The organism is Mesorhizobium sp. CA15 (assembly GCF_020165215.1).
Taxonomy (GTDB): domain Bacteria; phylum Pseudomonadota; class Alphaproteobacteria; order Rhizobiales; family Rhizobiaceae; genus Mesorhizobium.
Map to the genome: position 1 here is coordinate 24,723 of NZ_JAIUHQ010000014.1, position 17,142 is coordinate 41,864.

Genomic DNA, 17,142 nt, shown 5'->3' on the forward strand with positions numbered 1-17,142 from the left:
CTCAAGCAATCGGGATGAAACCATGCAGATCGGAATGATGGGACTGGGCAGGATGGGCGCCAATATGGTGCGGCGCCTGATGCGCGACGGCCATGAATGCGTCGTCTATGACATCAATTCGGCAAGCGTCGCCGGCATGGTCAAGGACGGCGCGGTCGGTGCCGCCTCGCTGGAGGAGTTCGTCGCCAAGCTCGCCAAGCCGCGCTGCGCCTGGCTGATGCTGCCGGCCGCGATCACCGGCAGGATCGTCGACCAGGTTGCAGCGCTGATGGAGCCGGGCGACATCATCATCGACGGCGGCAATTCCTACTACCATGATGCCGTCGACCAGGCGGCCAAGCTGGCGGTTAAGGGCATCAACTTCGTCGATGTCGGCACCAGCGGCGGCGTCTGGGGCCTGGAGCGCGGCTACTGCCTGATGATCGGCGGCCCCGATGACGCTGTGAAGCATCTCGATTCGGTCTTTGCCACGCTGGCGCCGGGCGCCGATGCGGGGGCCAATCCGCCCAAGGATGCCGGCACGGCGCCCTTCGGCTATCTCCATTGCGGACCGAGCGGCGCCGGTCACTTCGTCAAGATGGTGCATAACGGCATCGAATATGGCGTGATGGCCGCCTATGCCGAGGGCATGAACATCCTGAAGTCGGCAAATGCCGGCAAAAGGCAGCGCACAGCCGACGCCGAGACCAGCCCGCTGGAAAACCCGCAATACTATCAGTTCGACATCGACCTGCCGCAGGTCGCCGAGGTCTGGCGGCACGGCAGCGTCATCGGCTCCTGGCTGCTCGATCTCACCGCCGGCGCGCTGAAGAACGACCCGGCGCTCGCCCAGTTCGGCGGCCGTGTCTCCGATTCCGGCGAAGGCCGCTGGACGCTGAAGGCGGCGATCGACACCGGCGTTCCGGCGCCGGTGCTGTCCTCGGCGCTGTTCGACCGCTTCTCTTCCCAGGGCGAATCGCAATTCGCCGACAAGCTTCTGTCCGCCATGCGCTATGCCTTCGGCGGCCATGTCGAGAAGCCGAAGACCGGCGCGTGAAGGGAGAGACTGCATGAGCCAGGAGAGGTCCGACACGCTGGTGCTTTTCGGAGCGACCGGTGATCTTGCGCACAAGAAGATTTTCCCGGCGCTCTACCAGATGGTCGCCAAGGGCACGCTGAGCGAGCCGGTGATCGGCGTCGCCTTCGAGCCTTGGGAGCTCCCGAAACTGGTGGAACGTGCGCGCGACGGCATTGTCACCGCGCTTGGCCGTGTCGACGACAAGGTCTTTTCCAAGCTCGCCTCGCTGCTGCGCTATGTCAGCGGCGACTACCGCGACGGCGCGACCTTCGAGAAGCTGAAGACGGCGCTGGGCTCCGCGCAGCGGCCGCTGCATTACATGGCCGTCCCCCCGACGATGTTCGAAACGGTCGTGCAAGGCCTAGAGCAGTCCGGCACCGCGCGCGGCGCGCGGCTGATGGTCGAAAAGCCCTTCGGCCATGATCTGCAGTCGGCGCGCTGGCTGAACCGGGTGCTGCATCTGGTGTTCGACGAGCAGTCGATCTTCCGCATTGACCATTATCTTGGCAAGGAAGCGATCCAGAACCTGCTCTATTTCCGCTTCGCCAACTCCTTCCTCGAGCCGATCTGGAACCGCAACTTCGTCGAGAGCGTGCAGATCACCATGGCCGAGGATTTCGGCGTCGAGGGCCGCGGCAAATTCTACGACGATGTCGGCTGCATCCGCGACGTGATCGAAAACCACCTGCTCAACATCCTGTTGCTTTTGGCCATGGAGCCGCCTGTCGGCCGCTCGGCCGACGACCTGATCGACGAGAAGGTGCAGGTGCTGCGCGCCATCCGCACGCTGACCAAGGACGATGTCGTGCGCGGCCAATTCGACGGCTATCTGGCCGAGCCGGGCGTCAGGCCCAACTCGCCGGTCGAGACCTTCGCCGCAGTACGCTTCTTCGTCGACACCTGGCGCTGGCGGGACGTGCCTTTCTTCATTCGCGCCGGCAAGAACATGCCGGTGCACGCCACCGAGGTGATCGTGCGTATGAAGCGGCCGCCGCTCGACGTCTTCGATCCGATCAAGCCGGGCGACGCCAATTATGTGCGCTTCCGCATCGACCCGCAGGTGGCGATCTCGATCGGCGCCCAGCGCAAGGTCGCCGGCGACGACATGATCGGCGAGCAGGTGGAGCTGACCGCGCTCGACGACACCAAGGGCGACATGCCGCCCTATGAGCGGCTGATCGGCGACGCCATGAACGGCAATGGCCAGCTCTTCACCCGGCAGGACGCGGCCGAGCTTGCCTGGCGCATCGTCGGCCCGGTGCTCGGCGACACCGCGGCGCCGGCAATCTATGCGCCCAAGACCTGGGGGCCGGTCGATGCCATGAACGGCTTCGGCCCACCCGATGGCTGGATCAATCCGAGCAAATAATATCGGGGAGGACGGGATGGCGAAGGCAGCAAAGAAAGTCGCGGCGCCCGGCGATCCGATCGTGCTCGCCGTCGATGTCGGCGGCTCGCATGTGAAGATCCTCACCAGCGCAGGCGGCGAGATGCGCCGCGCCGCGTCCGGACCGAGCCTGACCCCGGACCAGGTCGTCTCGTCGGTCAAGAAACTGGCCGAGGGTCTGGACTACGACGTCATCTCGATGGGTTATCCCGGCCCCGTGCGCGACAACAAGCCCTCGCTCGATCCCTTCAACCTCGGCCAGGGCTGGAACGGCTATGATTTCACCGCCGCTTTCGGCAAGCCGGTGAAGCTCGTCAACGACGCGCTGATGCAGGCCATCGGCAGCTATGACGGCGGCCGCATGCTGTTCCTCGGCCTCGGCACGGGCCTGGGCGCCGCCATGATCATCAAGAATGTCGGCCAGCCCATGGAGCTCGCCCATCTGCCCTACAAGAAGGGAGCGACTTTCGAGGATTATGTCGGCGAACGCGGCTTGGTGAAGCACGGGAAGAAGAAGTGGCGCAAATACGTTTTCGACGTTGTCGATAGGCTCCGCGCCGCCTTGCAGCCGGATTATGTCGTGATCGGCGGCGGCAATGTCGACAAGCTCGATCAATTGCCGGAAAAATCCCGGCGCGGCGACAACACTCGCGCTTTCGAGGGTGGATTTCGTCTGTGGCGCGACAAGGCGCTGGTCGTCTGATATAGTTACATTTCAGTATAATTGTTCAAAACAGCGTGTATTGACGCCACAAAACGTTGCGCCGCGCAGATTTGCCGACTAGGAATTCGCCGGCCTGCGGCCCCTGCGGCTTCCCGAATTCGCAAACAACGCTCGCAGCGCTTCGACATTACACCGCGAAAACCGGATCGTTTTCGCGACCTTGCGGCAGAAATGGAGGGACTACGTGGACGAGGACACCAGCACAGCCAGGGAAATCGACCTGCTCGAGCTCACCGCTCATATCGTATCGGCCTATGTCGCCAAAAACCGCCTGCCTGCTTCCGACCTGGGCGGACTGATCGCCAGCGTCGCCTCTTCGATCGGCGGGATCAGCCAGCCGGCGGAGCCCGCGGCGCCCCCGCCGGTTCCCGCCGTCAATCCCAGGCGCTCGGTGACGCCGGACTACATCATCTGCCTCGAGGACGGGAAGAAGTTCAAATCGCTGAAGCGGCATATCGGCGTGCATTTCGGACTGACACCGGAAGCCTACCGCACCAAATGGGGCCTGCCGGTGGATTACCCGATGGTCGCGCCCAACTATGCGGCGTCGCGCTCGCAGCTCGCCAAGTCGATCGGCCTCGGCCGCAAGGCGGAACCGGAGCCGGCGAAGCCTGCCAGGGGCAGGAAGGCCAAAGCCCCGGCCTGAAATAACGCGCCTGCACCAATGGTTTAGGGAAGCCTGCCGAGGAATCAGCCTTGGCAGGCTTCCTGCTTTTATGGCTTGGATACCGTTCCACCAGGCAATTCCAGGAAAGCCGTACGGAATTGCGTCAAAACAGGACGCGCGGTCTGTTTAAAAGGATGAACCGCTTGGGGACATGGCCATGAACTACACCAGGATGGTGATCGAGAAAGAAGCGCCGGAGGAATACGGCTACGAGCGCATCCGCTACAACCTTTCCGAAAGCTCGATCGCAGACCAGAAACTCTCCGACATAGGTCTCGCGCTGCCGGACCTCACGCTGTTTTATGGCGAGCACCGCGGCGACAGGGAACTGCGGGCGCTTATCGCCGGGCAAGACAGCGGTCTTTCCCCCGATGATGTACTGGTGACCGCTGGCGCGGCCGGCGCGCTGTTCATCATCGCCACGTCGCTTCTGTCGGCCGGCGACCATCTCGTGGTCGTGCGGCCGAACTACGCCACCAACATCGAGACACCGAAGGCGATCGGCTGCGCCATCTCTTACATCGATCTCGATTTCGACGAGGGCTTTGCCATCGACATCGACCGTGTGAAGGCAGAGCTGCGGCCGAACACCAGGCTGATCAGCGTCACCTGCCCGCACAACCCGACCGGCACGATGATGACACGCGCCGATCTCGACGCGCTGATTACGCTTGCAGAGAGCGGCAAATGCCGCCTGCTGGTCGACGAGACCTATCGCGACCTCTCCTATGGCGCCCGGCTGCCGTCGGCGGCCTCGCTCAGCTCCGCCGCCATCAGCGTCTGCTCGTTGTCGAAGGCCTTCGGCATTCCGGGCATCCGCATCGGCTGGCTGATGACCCGCGATCCGCAATTGCAGGAGACCTTCCTCGCCGCCAAGGAGCAGATCGGCATCTGCGGCAGCGTCATCGACGAGGCGATCGCCCGCGCCACGCTCGAACGCCGTGATACCTTCCTCGCCTCGCTGCTCCCCGAAATGGCCAGGCGCCGCGACGTCGTGCAGGACTGGATCGACGGCGAGCCACTGGTCGACTGGGTGCGGCCGCAAGGCGGCGTCGTCGGCTTTCCGCGGCTCAACGTCGATGCCGGCTTCGACCTTGACCGCTTCTACACCAGGCTGCTGGCGGAATACGGCACCTATGTCGGCCCCGGCCACTGGTTCGAGATGCCGAAGCATTTCTTCCGTCTCGGCTTCGGCTGGCCGAAAGAGGCGGAGTTGCGCGGCGGGCTGGAAGCCATCTCGGCTGCTTTGAGAGGCTGAACGCCCCCTCACCAGAGCAGGGAATTTCGATTTTCTTAGATCCAGCGCCGATTTTTTACGCGCATGGCAAGACGAACTGGGCTAAAGGGTTGCGGCCGGACCAGCGCCCACCGTGGAAGTGCCCCGCCGGCCATTGTCGCAACGGGGCCCTCGAATCATGACTGTCGAAGCAACGTCACCAGAACAGCGCTACGCCGCGTTCCGGCACCGCCCGTTCCTCAGCTACTGGACGGCGCGTTTCCTCACGACCTTCGCCACCATGATCGTCTCGGTCGCCGTCGGCTGGCAGGTCTATGACCTGACCCGCAATCCGTTCGACCTCGGCATTGTCGGCATCGTCCAGTTCCTGCCTTCGCTGCTCCTGGTCCTGGTCACCGGCGTCGTCGCCGACCGCTTCGGCCGCCGGCTGATCATGACGCTGGCGACCCTGGTCGAGGCCGGCTGCGCCTTGGCCCTGCTGCTTCTGACGCTGCGCGGCCTGACCAGCCCGCTGCCGATCTTCCTCGTGCTGGTCATGTTCGGCATTGCCCGCGCTTTCTACGGCCCGGCCTCGTCCTCGTTGTTCGCCAATCTCGTGCCGCAGGAGGATTTCGCCAACGCGATAGCCTGGAATTCGTCGGCCTGGCAGACGGCGACCATCGTCGGCCCGGTCGCCGGCGGCCTGCTCTACGGCGTGTCGGCGGAAGTCGCCTACGCCACCGCCGCTGTGCTGATGCTGGTTGCGGGCATGCTTGTGTTCACCATTCCCAAGCCTGCCCAGCAGACGGCCACCGACAAGCCGACGATGCAGACGCTGTTTGCCGGCTTCAGCTACATCTGGGGCGAGAAGATCGTGCTCGGCGCGATCTCGCTCGACCTGTTCGCCGTGCTCCTGTCGGGCGCCTTTGCGTTGCTGCCGGTCTATGCGCGCGACATTTTGCAGCTTGGTCCCTGGGGGCTCGGACTGCTGCGCTCGGCGCCCGGCATCGGCGCCATCTGCGTCGCTGTCTGGCTGGCCGGCCATCCGATCCGCGACCATGCCGGCAAGATCATGCTCGGCTTCGTCGCCTTGTACGGCGCCTCGATAGTGCTGTTCGGCCTATCGACCATCACCTGGCTGTCCATCGTCGCACTCGCCTTGCTTGGAGCGACCGACATGTTCAGCGTCTACATCCGCGAGACGCTGATCCAGCTCTGGACGCCGGACGAGGTGCGCGGCCGCGTCAACGCCGTCAACCAGGTCTTCGTCGGCGCCTCGAACGAGCTCGGCGAATTCCGCGCCGGCACTATGGCGGCGCTGATCGGCACGGTTCCCGCAGTGGTGATCGGCGGCATCGGCGCCATCGCCGTCGCCGGCCTATGGGCCTATCTGTTTCCCGCACTGCGGCAGGTGCGGCATCTCAACAGCCGCAACTGACTGAGTTCTGAATCCAAGCCGCTGGATCCGACGTTCAGGCCAATCTCACCGCGCCGTCGCCCAGCGAGGCAGGGGCGCGAGCAAATCTACTCCGAAAAGCTCACGCTGACGCCGCGCTGGCGAAAATAGGCCTGCATCAACTTGCGGCCGGCGCGGTTGTTCTGCACCAGCTTGGCCGGATCGAACACCGCCTGCTTCTTCCCCTCTCGTGCCAGCGCCGCCTTGAGTGCCGCGATATGCGCATCGAGGTCGGCATTGTCGGCGCGGAGTGAGGCATAGATATTTTCGGTCGCCTCGGCCAATGTCAGTTCGTTCACGGTGTCTTCCTTTGATTGATTGGGCGGCGCCTTAGCACAGATTCGCGGCTCGTCGATACCGCCGAGACTGCCCCGCTGATTGGTACCACGCTGCGGTGATCGGCGGCATCGCGGGGCTATGGTCCCGGCGCTGCGGCCAGGTGGCCCTGAATAGCGGCAGTGATCAGGCGGTCATAAGCGGCGATCAGCGGCAGAACACTGGTTCGCCAGCGCAATAGGATGAACTGAGCACTCCGATCCTCTGGCCCAACGGCCGGTCATGGCGCGGCTGCTCGTCGCTCTCGTTAAGCTCCCTTCTTCCGCAAGTCATTGACGACATCGAGAAAAGCACGCAGCGCCGGCGGCACGGCTCGATGTCCAGGATAGTAGATTGCAACCTCTTCCGGAGCGGGCATCCACCTGGTCAGGACCTTGCGCAGCCGGCCATCGGACATGGCCGCTTCTGCAGCCGAATCCGCCACATAGGCGATGCCCAGACCCTTTACTGCGGCTTCGACCATTAGCTCCTCGTCATCAAGAACAATGGGGCCGTTAGCGTCAATCACGAGTTCCTGGCCGGCGCGTTCGAATTCCCATCGATAGAGCTTCCCGCTGGGCATGCGGTGACCGATGCAATGGTGGCGCTGCAATTCCTCCGGGGTTCCCGGCTCCCCTGAGCGGTCGAGATAGGCGGGCGAGGCGACGCAGATGAACGTCAGCCGGCGTGCAAGCGGCACGGCGATCATGTCCTTGGGAACCGATCCGAGGAGGCGCACGCCGGCATCGAACCCGCCGGACACGATGTCGATGAGTCGCCCCTCGACGACGATGTCCACCGTTACATCAGGATGGAGCTTCGCCATCTGCGGAAGAACCCCGCGAACGAGAAGCCCAGCCATCAGTCGCGGTGCGTTGATGCGGACCGTCCCCGCAACATTGCCCCGGAACCCTGCGATACTGTCGAGCGCCTCGTCCAGTGAGGCGAGCGCCGGCTGAAGGCGGCCGAGCAGTTGGAAACCGGCTTCCGTCGGCGAGACGCTGCGTGTGGTGCGGTTCAGAAGGCGCACGCCCATGCGTTCCTCGAGCGCTCGCATAGCATGGCTCAACGTGGAAGGCGCAGTGCCGATCTCGTCCGCTGCGCGGCGGAAGCTGCGATGCGTGGCAACGGCCAAGAAGGCGGTCAGATCATTGAGGGACGGGCGGGACATTGGTGGTGTTTTTGCATCACCCTATGCCGATTTCAATGGCTAATGCGCACAATGCGATTGCGCTATCTCCAACTCGAAGACCCGGCTCCCGGCCGTTGCCGGTCCGCTCCCATTAACAACGCAGAAAGGAACACGAAATGCCTGCACGTGACGCCATCTATCCGGCCAAACGCCACGCGTTATATGATATTCATCGATATTCCGCGGCCATTCGCTCCGACGATCTTCTTTTCGTGTCGGGTCAGGTCGGGAGCCGTGAGGACGGCTCGCCCGAGCCCGTATTTGAGGATCAGGTTCGGCGCGCCTTTGCCAATCTACGCGAGGTCTTGGCCGCCGCCGGGTGTAGATTCGATGACGTTGTCGACGTCACAACCTTCCACACCAAACCGGATGACCAGATCGCAACAGTGCTGGCCGTCCGAGCGGAAGAGATCGGCGGACCTCCCTATCCGAACTGGACGGCGGTAGGTGTCAACTGGCTTGCCGGTTTTGATTTCGAAATCAAGGTCGTCGCCCGCATCCCTTCGACGGCTAGCAGCCGGCCGGCGGACAAGCGCTGATCGCTTGCCCTGCACTGGTGATTTGCTGGCAATGACGCTAGCTGGGGAGCTTTCAGGATCCAACGCAAACGGCGCTCAAAGTTTTGCATCTGGAAGGCGACCCGCTCGCGACTTGAAGTTCGCGAATGGGTCGACTTCGGCTAGGGCGTGAACGACCGGAAGGCGCCAGCGAAGTCGGCTTAGCCGTCCTGCGACCAATAGCTTTGCATTCGACACAGTCTACTATTTGGGCAGCGGCAAGGGCACCCCTACTGCCGACATTGGGCGCAAAGCGGCCTTTCCATGCCCCGGCAGGCGTAAGCCATTCTCGGTCAAAACCGAGCATTCAGAGCAATGGCCTTTCGCCCTACCCCACAGCCGGCTTGCCGAAAATCAACCCCAGAAACTCGCCCAGCCAGCGCCTCAGGTGCATGTCCCAGATCAGCCGGCCGCCGAGATGGTCGCGGCCGGGCTGGGCGCCGGGCAATTCGAAGCGATGCGCGCCGCGCACCACCCAGCGCTGCATCATCATCCTTGTCAGCTCGCCATGGAACTGGATGCCCCAGGCATTGTCGCCGTAGCGGAACGCCTGGTTGGGATAGGTTTCCGCGGTTGCCAGCAGCGTCGCTTCCTTCGGCAGCGAAAAGCCTTCGCGGTGGAACTGGTAGACCATCTCCGGCCAGTGCAGCAGTTTCTTGCCGGCCTCGGTCGCCTTCAGCGGATACCAGCCGATCTCGACCAGGCCTTCGCAGTGGCCCCCGACCTTGCCGCCGAGATGGTTGGCGAGCATCTGCGCCCCGAGGCAGATGCCGAGGAACGGTCGGTTCTCCTTGAGCGGGATTTCCAGCCAGTCGGTTTCGCGGCGGACGAACTCGTCCTCGTCATTGGCGCTCATCGGCCCGCCGAAGATAACCGCGCCGGCGTGACCGTCCAGCGTGCAGGGCAATTCGTCACCCAAGGGCGGGCGGCGGATGTCGAGGTCGAAGCCTTCTTCCAGGAGCATGTGGCCGACGCGGCCGGGGCTCGAAGTCTCCTGATGCAGCACGATCAGGATTTTTGGTCTCGGCCTCGATCTGGGTGGCATGGAAGGCGAAGGATCCTGCTATTCGTCGCTCGATTCGCCCCGCGCGCCGGGCACCTCGGCCGCCGCCTTGCGGCGCGCCTCGATGCGGTCGCGACGCTCGACGCCGATCAGCTCGGCGACCCGCCAGACTGTGTTGTCCTCGAGTTCGTCAAGCTCGCCATCGGCATAGACGATTTCCCACATCAGGCCGATGAAGGCCTTGCGCGCCTCGGGGTCGAGGTGGCGCTTCAAGACGCTGGTGAAGGCGTAGAGGTCGATCGCCTCGTTGTCGGCGCGCTCGCCGGCCGCCGCCAGCGCATCGAGTTCCTTGCCGCTCACCGAATAGGTCTCGGCCAGGATCTGCTTGAACCGTTCCCACTCGACGTCCTGGCGCACGCCGTCGGCGTTCATCACATGATAGAGCAGCGCCGAAGCCGCGACGCGCGGATCGTCGGCGCTCGGCTTGGCCTCGCCAGCAGCCGGCAGATCCCTCAGGAAGGACAATACGCGCTCGAACATCGATGTTTTTTCCCTGCCCAACAAACCCGGTCCCAGAACACAGCCTCAGAACAAACGAAAGCGGCGCGGCGATTTTTCCGCTTCTTCTTCCGGCGCGACACCAGGGTCGTCCGGCAGAGGCGGCAGCTCCGGACCGGGCTCGCCGATTTCAGCCTCGCTGACGGCTTCCGCAACGGACGCTTGCTTCTCGCCGCCGTTTGAAGGCACCGGCGCCGGCTTCTCGGCCGGAGCATCGGCGACGATGTCGATCGCCTTCTCGGCGACAGGCTGGACAGGCGGCGCGGCGGTGATCGCCGGTACGGCGACATCCGCGTCGCTGTCGATCAGCTGGCCAAGCCGCTCCATCGGCGCGCGCCAGGTGAAGGCGTCGAGCTTGCCGGTGACCGGCGACACCGGCGCCCAGCGCTCGGAGATGACGCCGTCTGCCACCCACGCCGGATCGCGCGGCGCGCGCACCGCCTTCGACAAGAGCTGCCGCACCTTACCCTGGTCGCCGGTCTCGGCCTCCTCGATATCGGCGAGCAGAAGATAGGCGCCCTCGCGACGATCCATGCGGATCGCGGCCTCCGCCTCGCGCCGCGCCGTGGCGAAATCCTGGGCATTGAGCGCTGCGCGCGCCACGGCCATCGACGACTCGGGATGATTCCTCTTCAATTCCTGCAGCTTCTTCGCGCGGTTCAGACGATCGAGCACGGCGTCGCCCGGCCTGGCATGGGTGTAGAGCTCGGCGATGTCGGGGTGCGGCTCGGACTTCCAGGCGGCCTCCAGGATCTTGGAGCCCTTGCGCACGTCGTTTTGCCGGATAACCAGATCGGCGGCGATCACCGCGGCCGGCGCGAAATCCGGCGCCAGCTTGTTGGCTTCGAGCGCCGCGGTGCGGGCCGCGTTCGGGTCGCTGTCGACCAGCGCCTGCGCCTTGGCCGTCAGCAGCACGGCGCGGCGGCGGTTGGCGGCGTCACGCTCGATCTGCCTGGTCGATTTCTGCGCCTCGACCAGCTTCAGCGCGCCGTCCCAATCGCCGCGTTCGGTGAGTTCTTCCAGCGTCGATTCCGCCGCCCAGGCAAGCTGCGGCGCCACCGCCGCCGCGCGGCCGGCATAGTGACGCGCGGCATTGCGGTCGCCGAGGCGCTCGGCCTCTAGATAGAGCCCGCGCAGGCCGAGCAGCCGCATCTCGGGATCGTCGAGCATGCGCTCGAATTTCTCCCGCGCGCCTTTATGGTCGCCTTCGAGCAGCGAGGCCTGGGCGTCGAGCAGGTTGATCAGCGGCTCCTGATCGGAGCTGATCAGCTTGGCCGCCTCCTTGGTCTTCTTGCGCGCCAGCGCGCCGTCGCCGGCGCCGGCGGCGATCATGCCCGTCGACAATGCCTGGTATCCGCGGTCGCGGCGGCGCACCCTAAAATAGCGCGAGATCGTGTAGGGGCTATTCCACAGCGACTTGATCAGCCACCAGACGATCATCACCGCCGCCACAACAGCGACGATCGCCACCGCCGCCACCATCAGCGTGACCTGGTACTGGTAGCCGTTGAAGGTGACGAGCATCTCGCCCGGGCGGTCTGCCAGCCAGGCAAAACCCAGCCCGAGCGCGAAGACGACGGCGAGGAAGACGAGGATGCGGATCATCTTGTCTCCTTAAGTCTTCGTCGCGCCGGCAATCAGCGCTTCGAGCTGCTTTTCGACCTCCAGCCGTGCCTTCAGTTTGCCGGCAAAATCGGCGCCGGCCGCCTTTGCCGCGTCCGGCAGCGCGTCATATTCGCTGAGCGCCTTGGCGTAATCGCCCTGGTTGACCGCCACTTCCATGCGCGCGACGGTTTCCGGCACGCCCTTGCCCTCGACCGCGCCGACCGGCCGCACCTTGACCAGCGATTCAGCGCTCGACACCAAGCTCTGGAAGAAGCCGGCATTCTGGTCGACCGGCTTTGCCGCATCGACCATGGCGTTGGCGGCGGCATCGGCCTCCGCAGCGATGGTGGCGCGGGTCGGCACGCCCTTTTCGGCATAGGAGCGCAGCGCCGCGAGCTCGGGCGCGTCCGGCGCGATCGCCGCGAAGGTGTCGAGCTCGGTCGCGAACGGCGCGCCGCGATCGAGCGCCGACTTCAGCGCCGAGGCGGCGATCGCCAGCGCGATCTTGGGTTGCGAGGCTTGCGCCTCGACCTTGCCGGAAAGCTGCGATACGGACTGCTCCAGTGCCGCCACCCTGCCGTCCTCGGCCTTGGCCGCGTCGCCGGCCGATTTCACCAGCGCGTCGAGCCCGGCGATCTTCTCGTTGAGCGGACCGAGATCGGCGGGTGCCGCATTGCCGTTCTTCTGCAGCTCGGCGACGGTTGTCTCGATCTGGCCGACCTTGTCGCCGAGCGCCTTGAGCGCGGCGCCGTCGCCGCCCTGGCCGGCCGACGATTTCAGCGCCGCCACATCGGCCTTGACCTGATCGAGCGCCGAGGACAGGCCGTCGATCTTGGCCGAGGTGCCGCCGCTTTCCTTCAGCGCCGCGATTTCGCTTTTCAGCGAAGCGATCTCGCCGTTGACGCTCTCGAGCGACCCGCCGCCCGGTCCCGACGAGCCGAGCAGGCCGACCGCTTGCAGCAGGCCGGCGCCGGCAAGCGCGATCACGCCGCCGACGACGCCCGCAGCGATGGCGTTGACGCCGGTTCTGCGCGGCGGCTGCGGCACGCCATCCTCGCCCCATGTCTCACTTCGTGTCTCGCTTGCCTTCGATGCCGAGGCGCCGGCGCCAGGCGCGGATGCGTCCTCGAAATTGTAATCGAAGCCCTTGGGCTGGCTCTTCGGCGCATCGGACGCGCCGGGATACGGCGCCTCCGGCTCGTCCTTGCCGGCCTCTGATTTATCGGCAGTTGCCTGCGCGGCGTCGCTATGCTCCCACGGCTCGATATCGGCCTGCTCGGCATGGATCGGCTCTTCCGGCGGCTCCGGCTGCGAAGCGGCGGCGGCCTCTTCCGCCTTCGCCTCGTCGGTTTGCCCTGCCTTGGCCTCGGCCTTCGCGGCCTCCTCGTCGGTGATTCGCGAGACGGCGCCGGGCTCGAGTTCGATGGTCACCGGCTCGCGCCGGGTCTTCGAATGTCGCATCTTCGGCGTCTTGACCATGCTTTGGGCTCCGCGAACTGGCTTGAGGATGGTTCAAAGGGTCCAGGGGATGCTCTAGCACATCACCAAGCGGTGAAAAGGGGCGGTGTGATGACGCGGCTCAGCCGGGCAGCGACAAAAGCGCCAGCAGCTGCTCTTCCTCGGGCTTGGACGCGATGCGGACCCTGTCACCGGCAACCCCGTCCAGCGGCTCGGCGACACGCGCCGAGAGCGCCAGGAATTCCGTTCTTTCAAAGAGATGCCGCAAGGCCGGCCGCGCAATCAGGCTGGCCAGCGCGGCGCTGGCCTTGGCCGAATAAAGCAGCGCCGCGTCGGTCGGCCGGCCCGACAGGCGGGCGACCACATCGGCATCGCCATAGTCGAAACCTGTCGTGTCGTAGGTCTCGATCGCCTGGACGTGCACGCCAGCCGCCGCCAACCGCTGCTCTAACGCAGGCAAGCGGACGCGGCCGCACAGATAGACGATTGCCCTGCCGGCAAGGCCGCCGGCGATGGCATCGGCCAGCGCCTCGGCGTCGCCCGGACCTTCCGTGACGGAGAGGAATCCCGCCGCGCGGCAGGCTTCCGCCGTCCGTTTGCCAACTGCGTGGCAAGGTAGGCGCGCAAGTGCCGCGATCAGTGCCTTCGGCGCATGCCGCACCGCATTGGCGCTGGTGACGACGACCGCGACGGCATCGCGGCCGATGCTCGCCTCGACCGGCAATGCGCTCGTCTCGGTCAGCGGCAGCAGGACAAGCTGAAATCCCAGGGCTTCGAGGCGCCGTGCCGTGCGCGACGCGCCAGGCTCCGGCCTCGTCACCAGGATGCGGGCCATGTCAGGCCCAGCCGTCGAAGAATGTCGCACCAGCCCGGGCTCGGACCGTGCGCGCCGCGTCCAGGCCGATCTCCGCCGCGTCGGCAGCCTCGCCTTCCAACCGGACCTCGTGCGATTCCGTGCCGTCGGGCGAGATGATCAGTCCGTCAAAGGACAGTTTTTCGCCCGCCACCATCGCATGGCCGGCGATCGGCGTGCGGCAGGAGCCGTCGAGCGCGGCGAGGAAGGCGCGCTCGCAGGTGAGCGCCTGGCCGGTCGGCACGTGATGGATCGCCGCCAGCATCTTTTCGACGTCGCGGTCGCCGATGCGGGTTTCGATGCCGATCGCGCCTTGCCCCGGCGCCGGCGGAAAAGCTTCCAGCGGCATCAGGTCGGTGACGACATGCTCAAGTCCGAGGCGCTTCAATCCGGCATAGGCGAGGATGGTGCCCTCGGCGACGCCTTCGTCCAGCTTGCGCAGCCTGGTCTGCACATTGCCGCGGAAGATCACCACATCGAGGTCCGGCCGCATGCGGCGGATCAGCGCTTGACGGCGCAGCGATGACGATCCGACCGTGGCGCCATGCGGCAGGTCGGCGATCCGCTTCACGTTCTTGCCGATGAAGGCGTCGCGCGCGTCCTCGCGCGGCAGGAAGGTGACAAGCTCCAGGCCGACGGGCAGCACCGTCGGCATGTCCTTCGACGAATGCACGGCGATGTCGATGCGGCGCTCGAGCAGCGCTTCCTCGATCTCCTTGGTGAACAGCCCCTTGCCGCCGGCCTCCGACAGCGGCCGGTCCTGGATGCGGTCACCACTGGTCGAGATCGGCACCACTTCGAACGCCTCTTCGGGCAGGCCATGCGCCTGCATCAGCCGCGCCCGCGTCTCATGCGCCTGGGCCAATGCCAGCGGGCTGCCGCGTGTTCCGATTTTCAAAGTTTGCATGGCGCGCGGTCCGTGATAACCCCCGGGGCAGCTTGAGGTCTGCCGGGCCTTTTCCTAATTGGGATTGGCCGGTGATACAATCATAGAGGCCAGCGACCAATTGATCCGCGTTCTGGGCATTGAGACGAGCTGCGACGAGACGGCGGCCAGCGTTGTGGCGCTGGACGGCGTCGCCGCGCCCGAAATCCTGTCCAACATCGTGCTCAGCCAGATCGAGGAGCATGCGGCCTTCGGCGGCGTCGTGCCCGAGATCGCCGCGCGCGCCCATGTCGAGGCGCTGGACGGCATCGTCGAGGCGGCGCTCGCCGATTCGGCGGTGTCGCTCGATGAGATCGACGCGATCGCCGCGACAGCAGGGCCGGGCCTGGTCGGCGGATTGATCGTCGGCTTGATGACCGCCAAGGCAATCGCCGCCGCCGCCAACAAGCCGCTGATCGCCATCAACCACCTCGAAGGCCACGCGCTGACGGCACGGCTGACCGACGGCCTCGATTTTCCTTACCTTCTCCTGCTCGTCTCCGGCGGCCACACCCAGATCGTCGCGGTGCGCGGCGTCGGCGATTACCAGCGCTGGGCGACCACCATAGACGATGCGCTGGGCGAGGCCTTCGACAAGACCGCCAAGATGCTTGGCCTGCCCTATCCCGGCGGCCCGAATGTCGAGAAGGCGGCCGCCAGCGGTGATGCAGACCGCTTTGCCTTCCCGCGCCCGATGAAGGGCTCGGCGCAGCCCGATTTCTCCTTCTCCGGCCTGAAGACGGCGGTGCGCCAGGCGGCGACGGCGATCGCGCCGCTGAGCGACCAGGACGTCGCCGACATCTGCGCCTCTTTCCAGGCCGCGGTGGCCGACGCGCTGGGCGATCGTGTCGGCCGCACCCTTGCCCGGTTCCGCCAGGAATTCCCGGACCATGCAAAGCCGGCGCTGGTCGTTGCCGGCGGCGTCGCCGCCAACCGCACCATCAAGGCGACGCTCGAAGCGCTGTGTTTCGAGGCCGGCTTCGCATTCGTCGCGCCGCCGCAGAAGCTTTGCACCGACAATGCGGCGATGATCGCCTGGGCCGGCATAGAGCGGCTGCGCGCCGGCATCGCCGACGAAAATGCCGCCGATTTCGTGCCGCGCTCGCGCTGGCCGCTCGACAGTGTTTCCGCGCCCCTGGTCGGCTCGGGCCGGCGTGGTGCCAAGGCATGACCAAGAAAAGCACCAGCGGCTGGCGCGTTGCGGTGCTGGGAGGCGGCGCCTGGGGCACGGCGCTGGCGCTGGCCATGTTGCGCGCCGGCCATGATGTCCGGCTCTATGCCCGCGACGCCGAAACCGTCGCCGCCATCGCCCGCGGCGAGAACCCGCGCTACCTGCCCGGCATCAGGATCGAGCCCGGCATCATGGCCTCCAGCGACATTGCCGCGTCGCTTGACGGCGCCGACTGCGTGCTCGCCGTGACGCCGGCGCAGTCGCTGCGCGCCATCCTGGCCAACGCCCGCAACCATGTGCCCCAGGGAGCGCCGCTGGTGCTCTGCGCCAAGGGCATCGAGCGCGATACCGGCGCGCTGCTCTCGGCGATCGTCGAGGAAAGCCTGCCGGGCAATCCGGTCGCGGCGCTTTCCGGCCCGAGCTTCGCCAGCGACGTCGCGCGCGGCCTGCCGACCGCCGTGGTGGTTGCCGCCCGCGATGCGGAATTGGCGGCCGAGCTTGCCGCGCGCTTCTCAGCGGAGAACCTGCGCTGCTATTCGAGCGACGACCTGATTGGCGTCGAGATCGGCGGCGCGCTGAAGAACGTCTTTGCCATTGCCGCCGGCGCCGTCACCGGCGCAGGGCTTGGCGCCAGCGCCCAGGCCGCCATGGTGACGCGCGGCTTCGTCGAATTGCGCCGCATCGGCGCCGCCTTCGACGCCCGGCCGGAAACGCTGATGGGGCTTTCCGGCCTCGGCGACCTCTTGCTCACCTGTTCCTCGGCCCAGTCGCGCAATTTCGCCTATGGCTTGGCGCTCGGCCAGGGCAAGCCGCTTGACGGCCTGCCGCTGGCCGAAGGCGTGCCGACGGCGGGGATTGCCGCCCGCATCGCCGCCGAGCGCGGCATCGAGGCGCCTATCATCTCGGCCGTCGCCGCCATCCTCGACGGCAAGGTGACGATCGGCCAGGCCGTGACCGCGCTGATGACGAGGCCGCTCAAAACCGAAACCGACATTTGA

At 65.9% G+C, this 17,142-nt stretch carries 17 protein-coding genes; 9 read left to right on the plus strand and 8 right to left on the minus strand.

The window, feature by feature from the left end; genetic code table 11:
- The first annotated feature begins 22 nt into the window (after positions 1–22).
- From gnd to LB515_RS20760, 6 genes are all read left to right on the plus strand, one after another.
- Positions 23–1,036: a phosphogluconate dehydrogenase (NAD(+)-dependent, decarboxylating) gene (gene gnd, locus LB515_RS20735; RefSeq protein WP_224611056.1), complete on the plus strand. Its 1,014-nt coding sequence runs from the start codon at positions 23–25 to the stop codon at positions 1,034–1,036.
- Positions 1,037–1,049: 13 nt separating this feature from the next.
- Positions 1,050–2,426 (plus strand): glucose-6-phosphate dehydrogenase, encoded by a 1,377-nt coding sequence (gene zwf, locus LB515_RS20740; RefSeq protein WP_224708807.1) that lies wholly within the window; start codon positions 1,050–1,052, stop codon positions 2,424–2,426.
- Positions 2,427–2,442: 16 nt separating this feature from the next.
- Positions 2,443–3,147: an ROK family protein gene (locus LB515_RS20745; RefSeq protein ID WP_224708808.1), complete on the plus strand. Its 705-nt coding sequence runs from the start codon at positions 2,443–2,445 to the stop codon at positions 3,145–3,147.
- Between the two features lie 205 nt (positions 3,148–3,352).
- The gene (locus LB515_RS20750) at positions 3,353–3,814 is read left to right on the plus strand and encodes a MucR family transcriptional regulator (RefSeq protein WP_224630519.1); all 462 of its coding nucleotides are present in this window, start codon (positions 3,353–3,355) and stop codon (positions 3,812–3,814) included.
- Between the two features lie 178 nt (positions 3,815–3,992).
- The gene (locus LB515_RS20755; protein ID WP_224708809.1) at positions 3,993–5,093 is read left to right on the plus strand and encodes an aminotransferase class I/II-fold pyridoxal phosphate-dependent enzyme; all 1,101 of its coding nucleotides are present in this window, start codon (positions 3,993–3,995) and stop codon (positions 5,091–5,093) included.
- Positions 5,094–5,250: 157 nt separating this feature from the next.
- Entirely contained in the window at positions 5,251–6,489 is a 1,239-nt protein-coding gene (locus LB515_RS20760) for an MFS transporter (RefSeq protein WP_224708810.1), read from the plus strand.
- Between the two features lie 86 nt (positions 6,490–6,575).
- On the opposite strand, the gene LB515_RS20765 is transcribed toward LB515_RS20760, so the two are convergent.
- Positions 6,576–6,806, minus strand: a complete 231-nt coding sequence (locus LB515_RS20765; RefSeq protein ID WP_224547448.1) for a hypothetical protein — start codon at positions 6,804–6,806, stop codon at positions 6,576–6,578.
- Between the two features lie 284 nt (positions 6,807–7,090).
- Positions 7,091–7,993 carry a LysR family transcriptional regulator gene (locus LB515_RS20770; protein ID WP_224708811.1) on the minus strand — a complete coding sequence of 301 codons (903 nt, stop codon included), beginning with the start codon at positions 7,991–7,993 and terminating at the stop codon, positions 7,091–7,093.
- Positions 7,994–8,130: 137 nt separating this feature from the next.
- Between LB515_RS20770 and LB515_RS20775 the strand changes: the two genes are divergently transcribed.
- A complete protein-coding gene (locus LB515_RS20775) occupies positions 8,131–8,553 on the plus strand; it encodes a RidA family protein (RefSeq protein WP_224708812.1) in 423 nt (140 codons plus the stop codon).
- 346 nt (positions 8,554–8,899) lie between these two features.
- On the opposite strand, the gene LB515_RS20780 is transcribed toward LB515_RS20775, so the two are convergent.
- From LB515_RS20780 to hemC, 6 genes are all read right to left on the minus strand, one after another.
- Positions 8,900–9,616, minus strand: a complete 717-nt coding sequence (locus tag LB515_RS20780) for a glutamine amidotransferase (RefSeq protein WP_224708813.1) — start codon at positions 9,614–9,616, stop codon at positions 8,900–8,902.
- An 18-nt stretch (positions 9,617–9,634) separates the two neighbouring features.
- Positions 9,635–10,114, minus strand: coding sequence for a TerB family tellurite resistance protein (locus LB515_RS20785; RefSeq protein WP_224630527.1), 480 nt, complete (start codon positions 10,112–10,114; stop codon positions 9,635–9,637).
- Between the two features lie 45 nt (positions 10,115–10,159).
- Entirely contained in the window at positions 10,160–11,737 is a 1,578-nt protein-coding gene (locus LB515_RS20790) for a heme biosynthesis protein HemY (RefSeq protein ID WP_224708814.1), read from the minus strand.
- Between the two features lie 9 nt (positions 11,738–11,746).
- Complete coding sequence (locus LB515_RS20795) at positions 11,747–13,216, minus strand: COG4223 family protein (RefSeq protein ID WP_224708815.1); 1,470 nt, start codon at positions 13,214–13,216, stop codon at positions 11,747–11,749.
- 100 nt (positions 13,217–13,316) lie between these two features.
- Positions 13,317–14,030, minus strand: a complete 714-nt coding sequence (locus LB515_RS20800; RefSeq protein ID WP_224708816.1) for a uroporphyrinogen-III synthase — start codon at positions 14,028–14,030, stop codon at positions 13,317–13,319.
- A gap of 1 nt (position 14,031) precedes the next feature.
- Entirely contained in the window at positions 14,032–14,955 is a 924-nt protein-coding gene (gene hemC, locus LB515_RS20805; RefSeq protein WP_224708817.1) for a hydroxymethylbilane synthase, read from the minus strand.
- A 103-nt stretch (positions 14,956–15,058) separates the two neighbouring features.
- Between hemC and tsaD the strand changes: the two genes are divergently transcribed.
- Both tsaD and LB515_RS20815 read left to right on the plus strand, forming a co-directional pair.
- Complete coding sequence (gene tsaD / locus LB515_RS20810) at positions 15,059–16,144, plus strand: tRNA (adenosine(37)-N6)-threonylcarbamoyltransferase complex transferase subunit TsaD (protein ID WP_224708889.1); 1,086 nt, start codon at positions 15,059–15,061, stop codon at positions 16,142–16,144.
- Positions 16,141–17,142: an NAD(P)H-dependent glycerol-3-phosphate dehydrogenase gene (locus tag LB515_RS20815; RefSeq protein ID WP_224630532.1), complete on the plus strand. Its 1,002-nt coding sequence runs from the start codon at positions 16,141–16,143 to the stop codon at positions 17,140–17,142. The genes tsaD and LB515_RS20815 overlap by 4 nt, the downstream gene beginning before the upstream one ends.

Excerpts from the sequence above, each read along its gene's own strand:
- gnd (WP_224611056.1), top strand. The coding sequence starts at position 23 with ATGCAGATCGGAATGATGGGACTGGGCAGGATGGGCGCCAATATGGTG.
- zwf (WP_224708807.1), top strand. The coding sequence starts at position 1,050 with ATGAGCCAGGAGAGGTCCGACACGCTGGTGCTTTTCGGAGCGACCGGT.
- LB515_RS20745 (WP_224708808.1), top strand. The coding sequence starts at position 2,443 with ATGGCGAAGGCAGCAAAGAAAGTCGCGGCGCCCGGCGATCCGATCGTG.
- LB515_RS20755 (WP_224708809.1), top strand. The coding sequence starts at position 3,993 with ATGAACTACACCAGGATGGTGATCGAGAAAGAAGCGCCGGAGGAATAC.
- LB515_RS20760 (WP_224708810.1), top strand. The coding sequence starts at position 5,251 with ATGACTGTCGAAGCAACGTCACCAGAACAGCGCTACGCCGCGTTCCGG.
- LB515_RS20770 (WP_224708811.1), bottom strand. The coding sequence starts at position 7,993 with ATGTCCCGCCCGTCCCTCAATGATCTGACCGCCTTCTTGGCCGTTGCC.
- LB515_RS20775 (WP_224708812.1), top strand. The coding sequence starts at position 8,131 with ATGCCTGCACGTGACGCCATCTATCCGGCCAAACGCCACGCGTTATAT.
- LB515_RS20780 (WP_224708813.1), bottom strand. The coding sequence starts at position 9,616 with ATGCCACCCAGATCGAGGCCGAGACCAAAAATCCTGATCGTGCTGCAT.
- LB515_RS20785 (WP_224630527.1), bottom strand. The coding sequence starts at position 10,114 with ATGTTCGAGCGCGTATTGTCCTTCCTGAGGGATCTGCCGGCTGCTGGC.
- LB515_RS20790 (WP_224708814.1), bottom strand. The coding sequence starts at position 11,737 with ATGATCCGCATCCTCGTCTTCCTCGCCGTCGTCTTCGCGCTCGGGCTG.
- LB515_RS20795 (WP_224708815.1), bottom strand. The coding sequence starts at position 13,216 with ATGGTCAAGACGCCGAAGATGCGACATTCGAAGACCCGGCGCGAGCCG.
- LB515_RS20800 (WP_224708816.1), bottom strand. The coding sequence starts at position 14,030 with ATGGCCCGCATCCTGGTGACGAGGCCGGAGCCTGGCGCGTCGCGCACG.
- hemC (WP_224708817.1), bottom strand. The coding sequence starts at position 14,955 with ATGCAAACTTTGAAAATCGGAACACGCGGCAGCCCGCTGGCATTGGCC.
- LB515_RS20815 (WP_224630532.1), top strand. The coding sequence starts at position 16,141 with ATGACCAAGAAAAGCACCAGCGGCTGGCGCGTTGCGGTGCTGGGAGGC.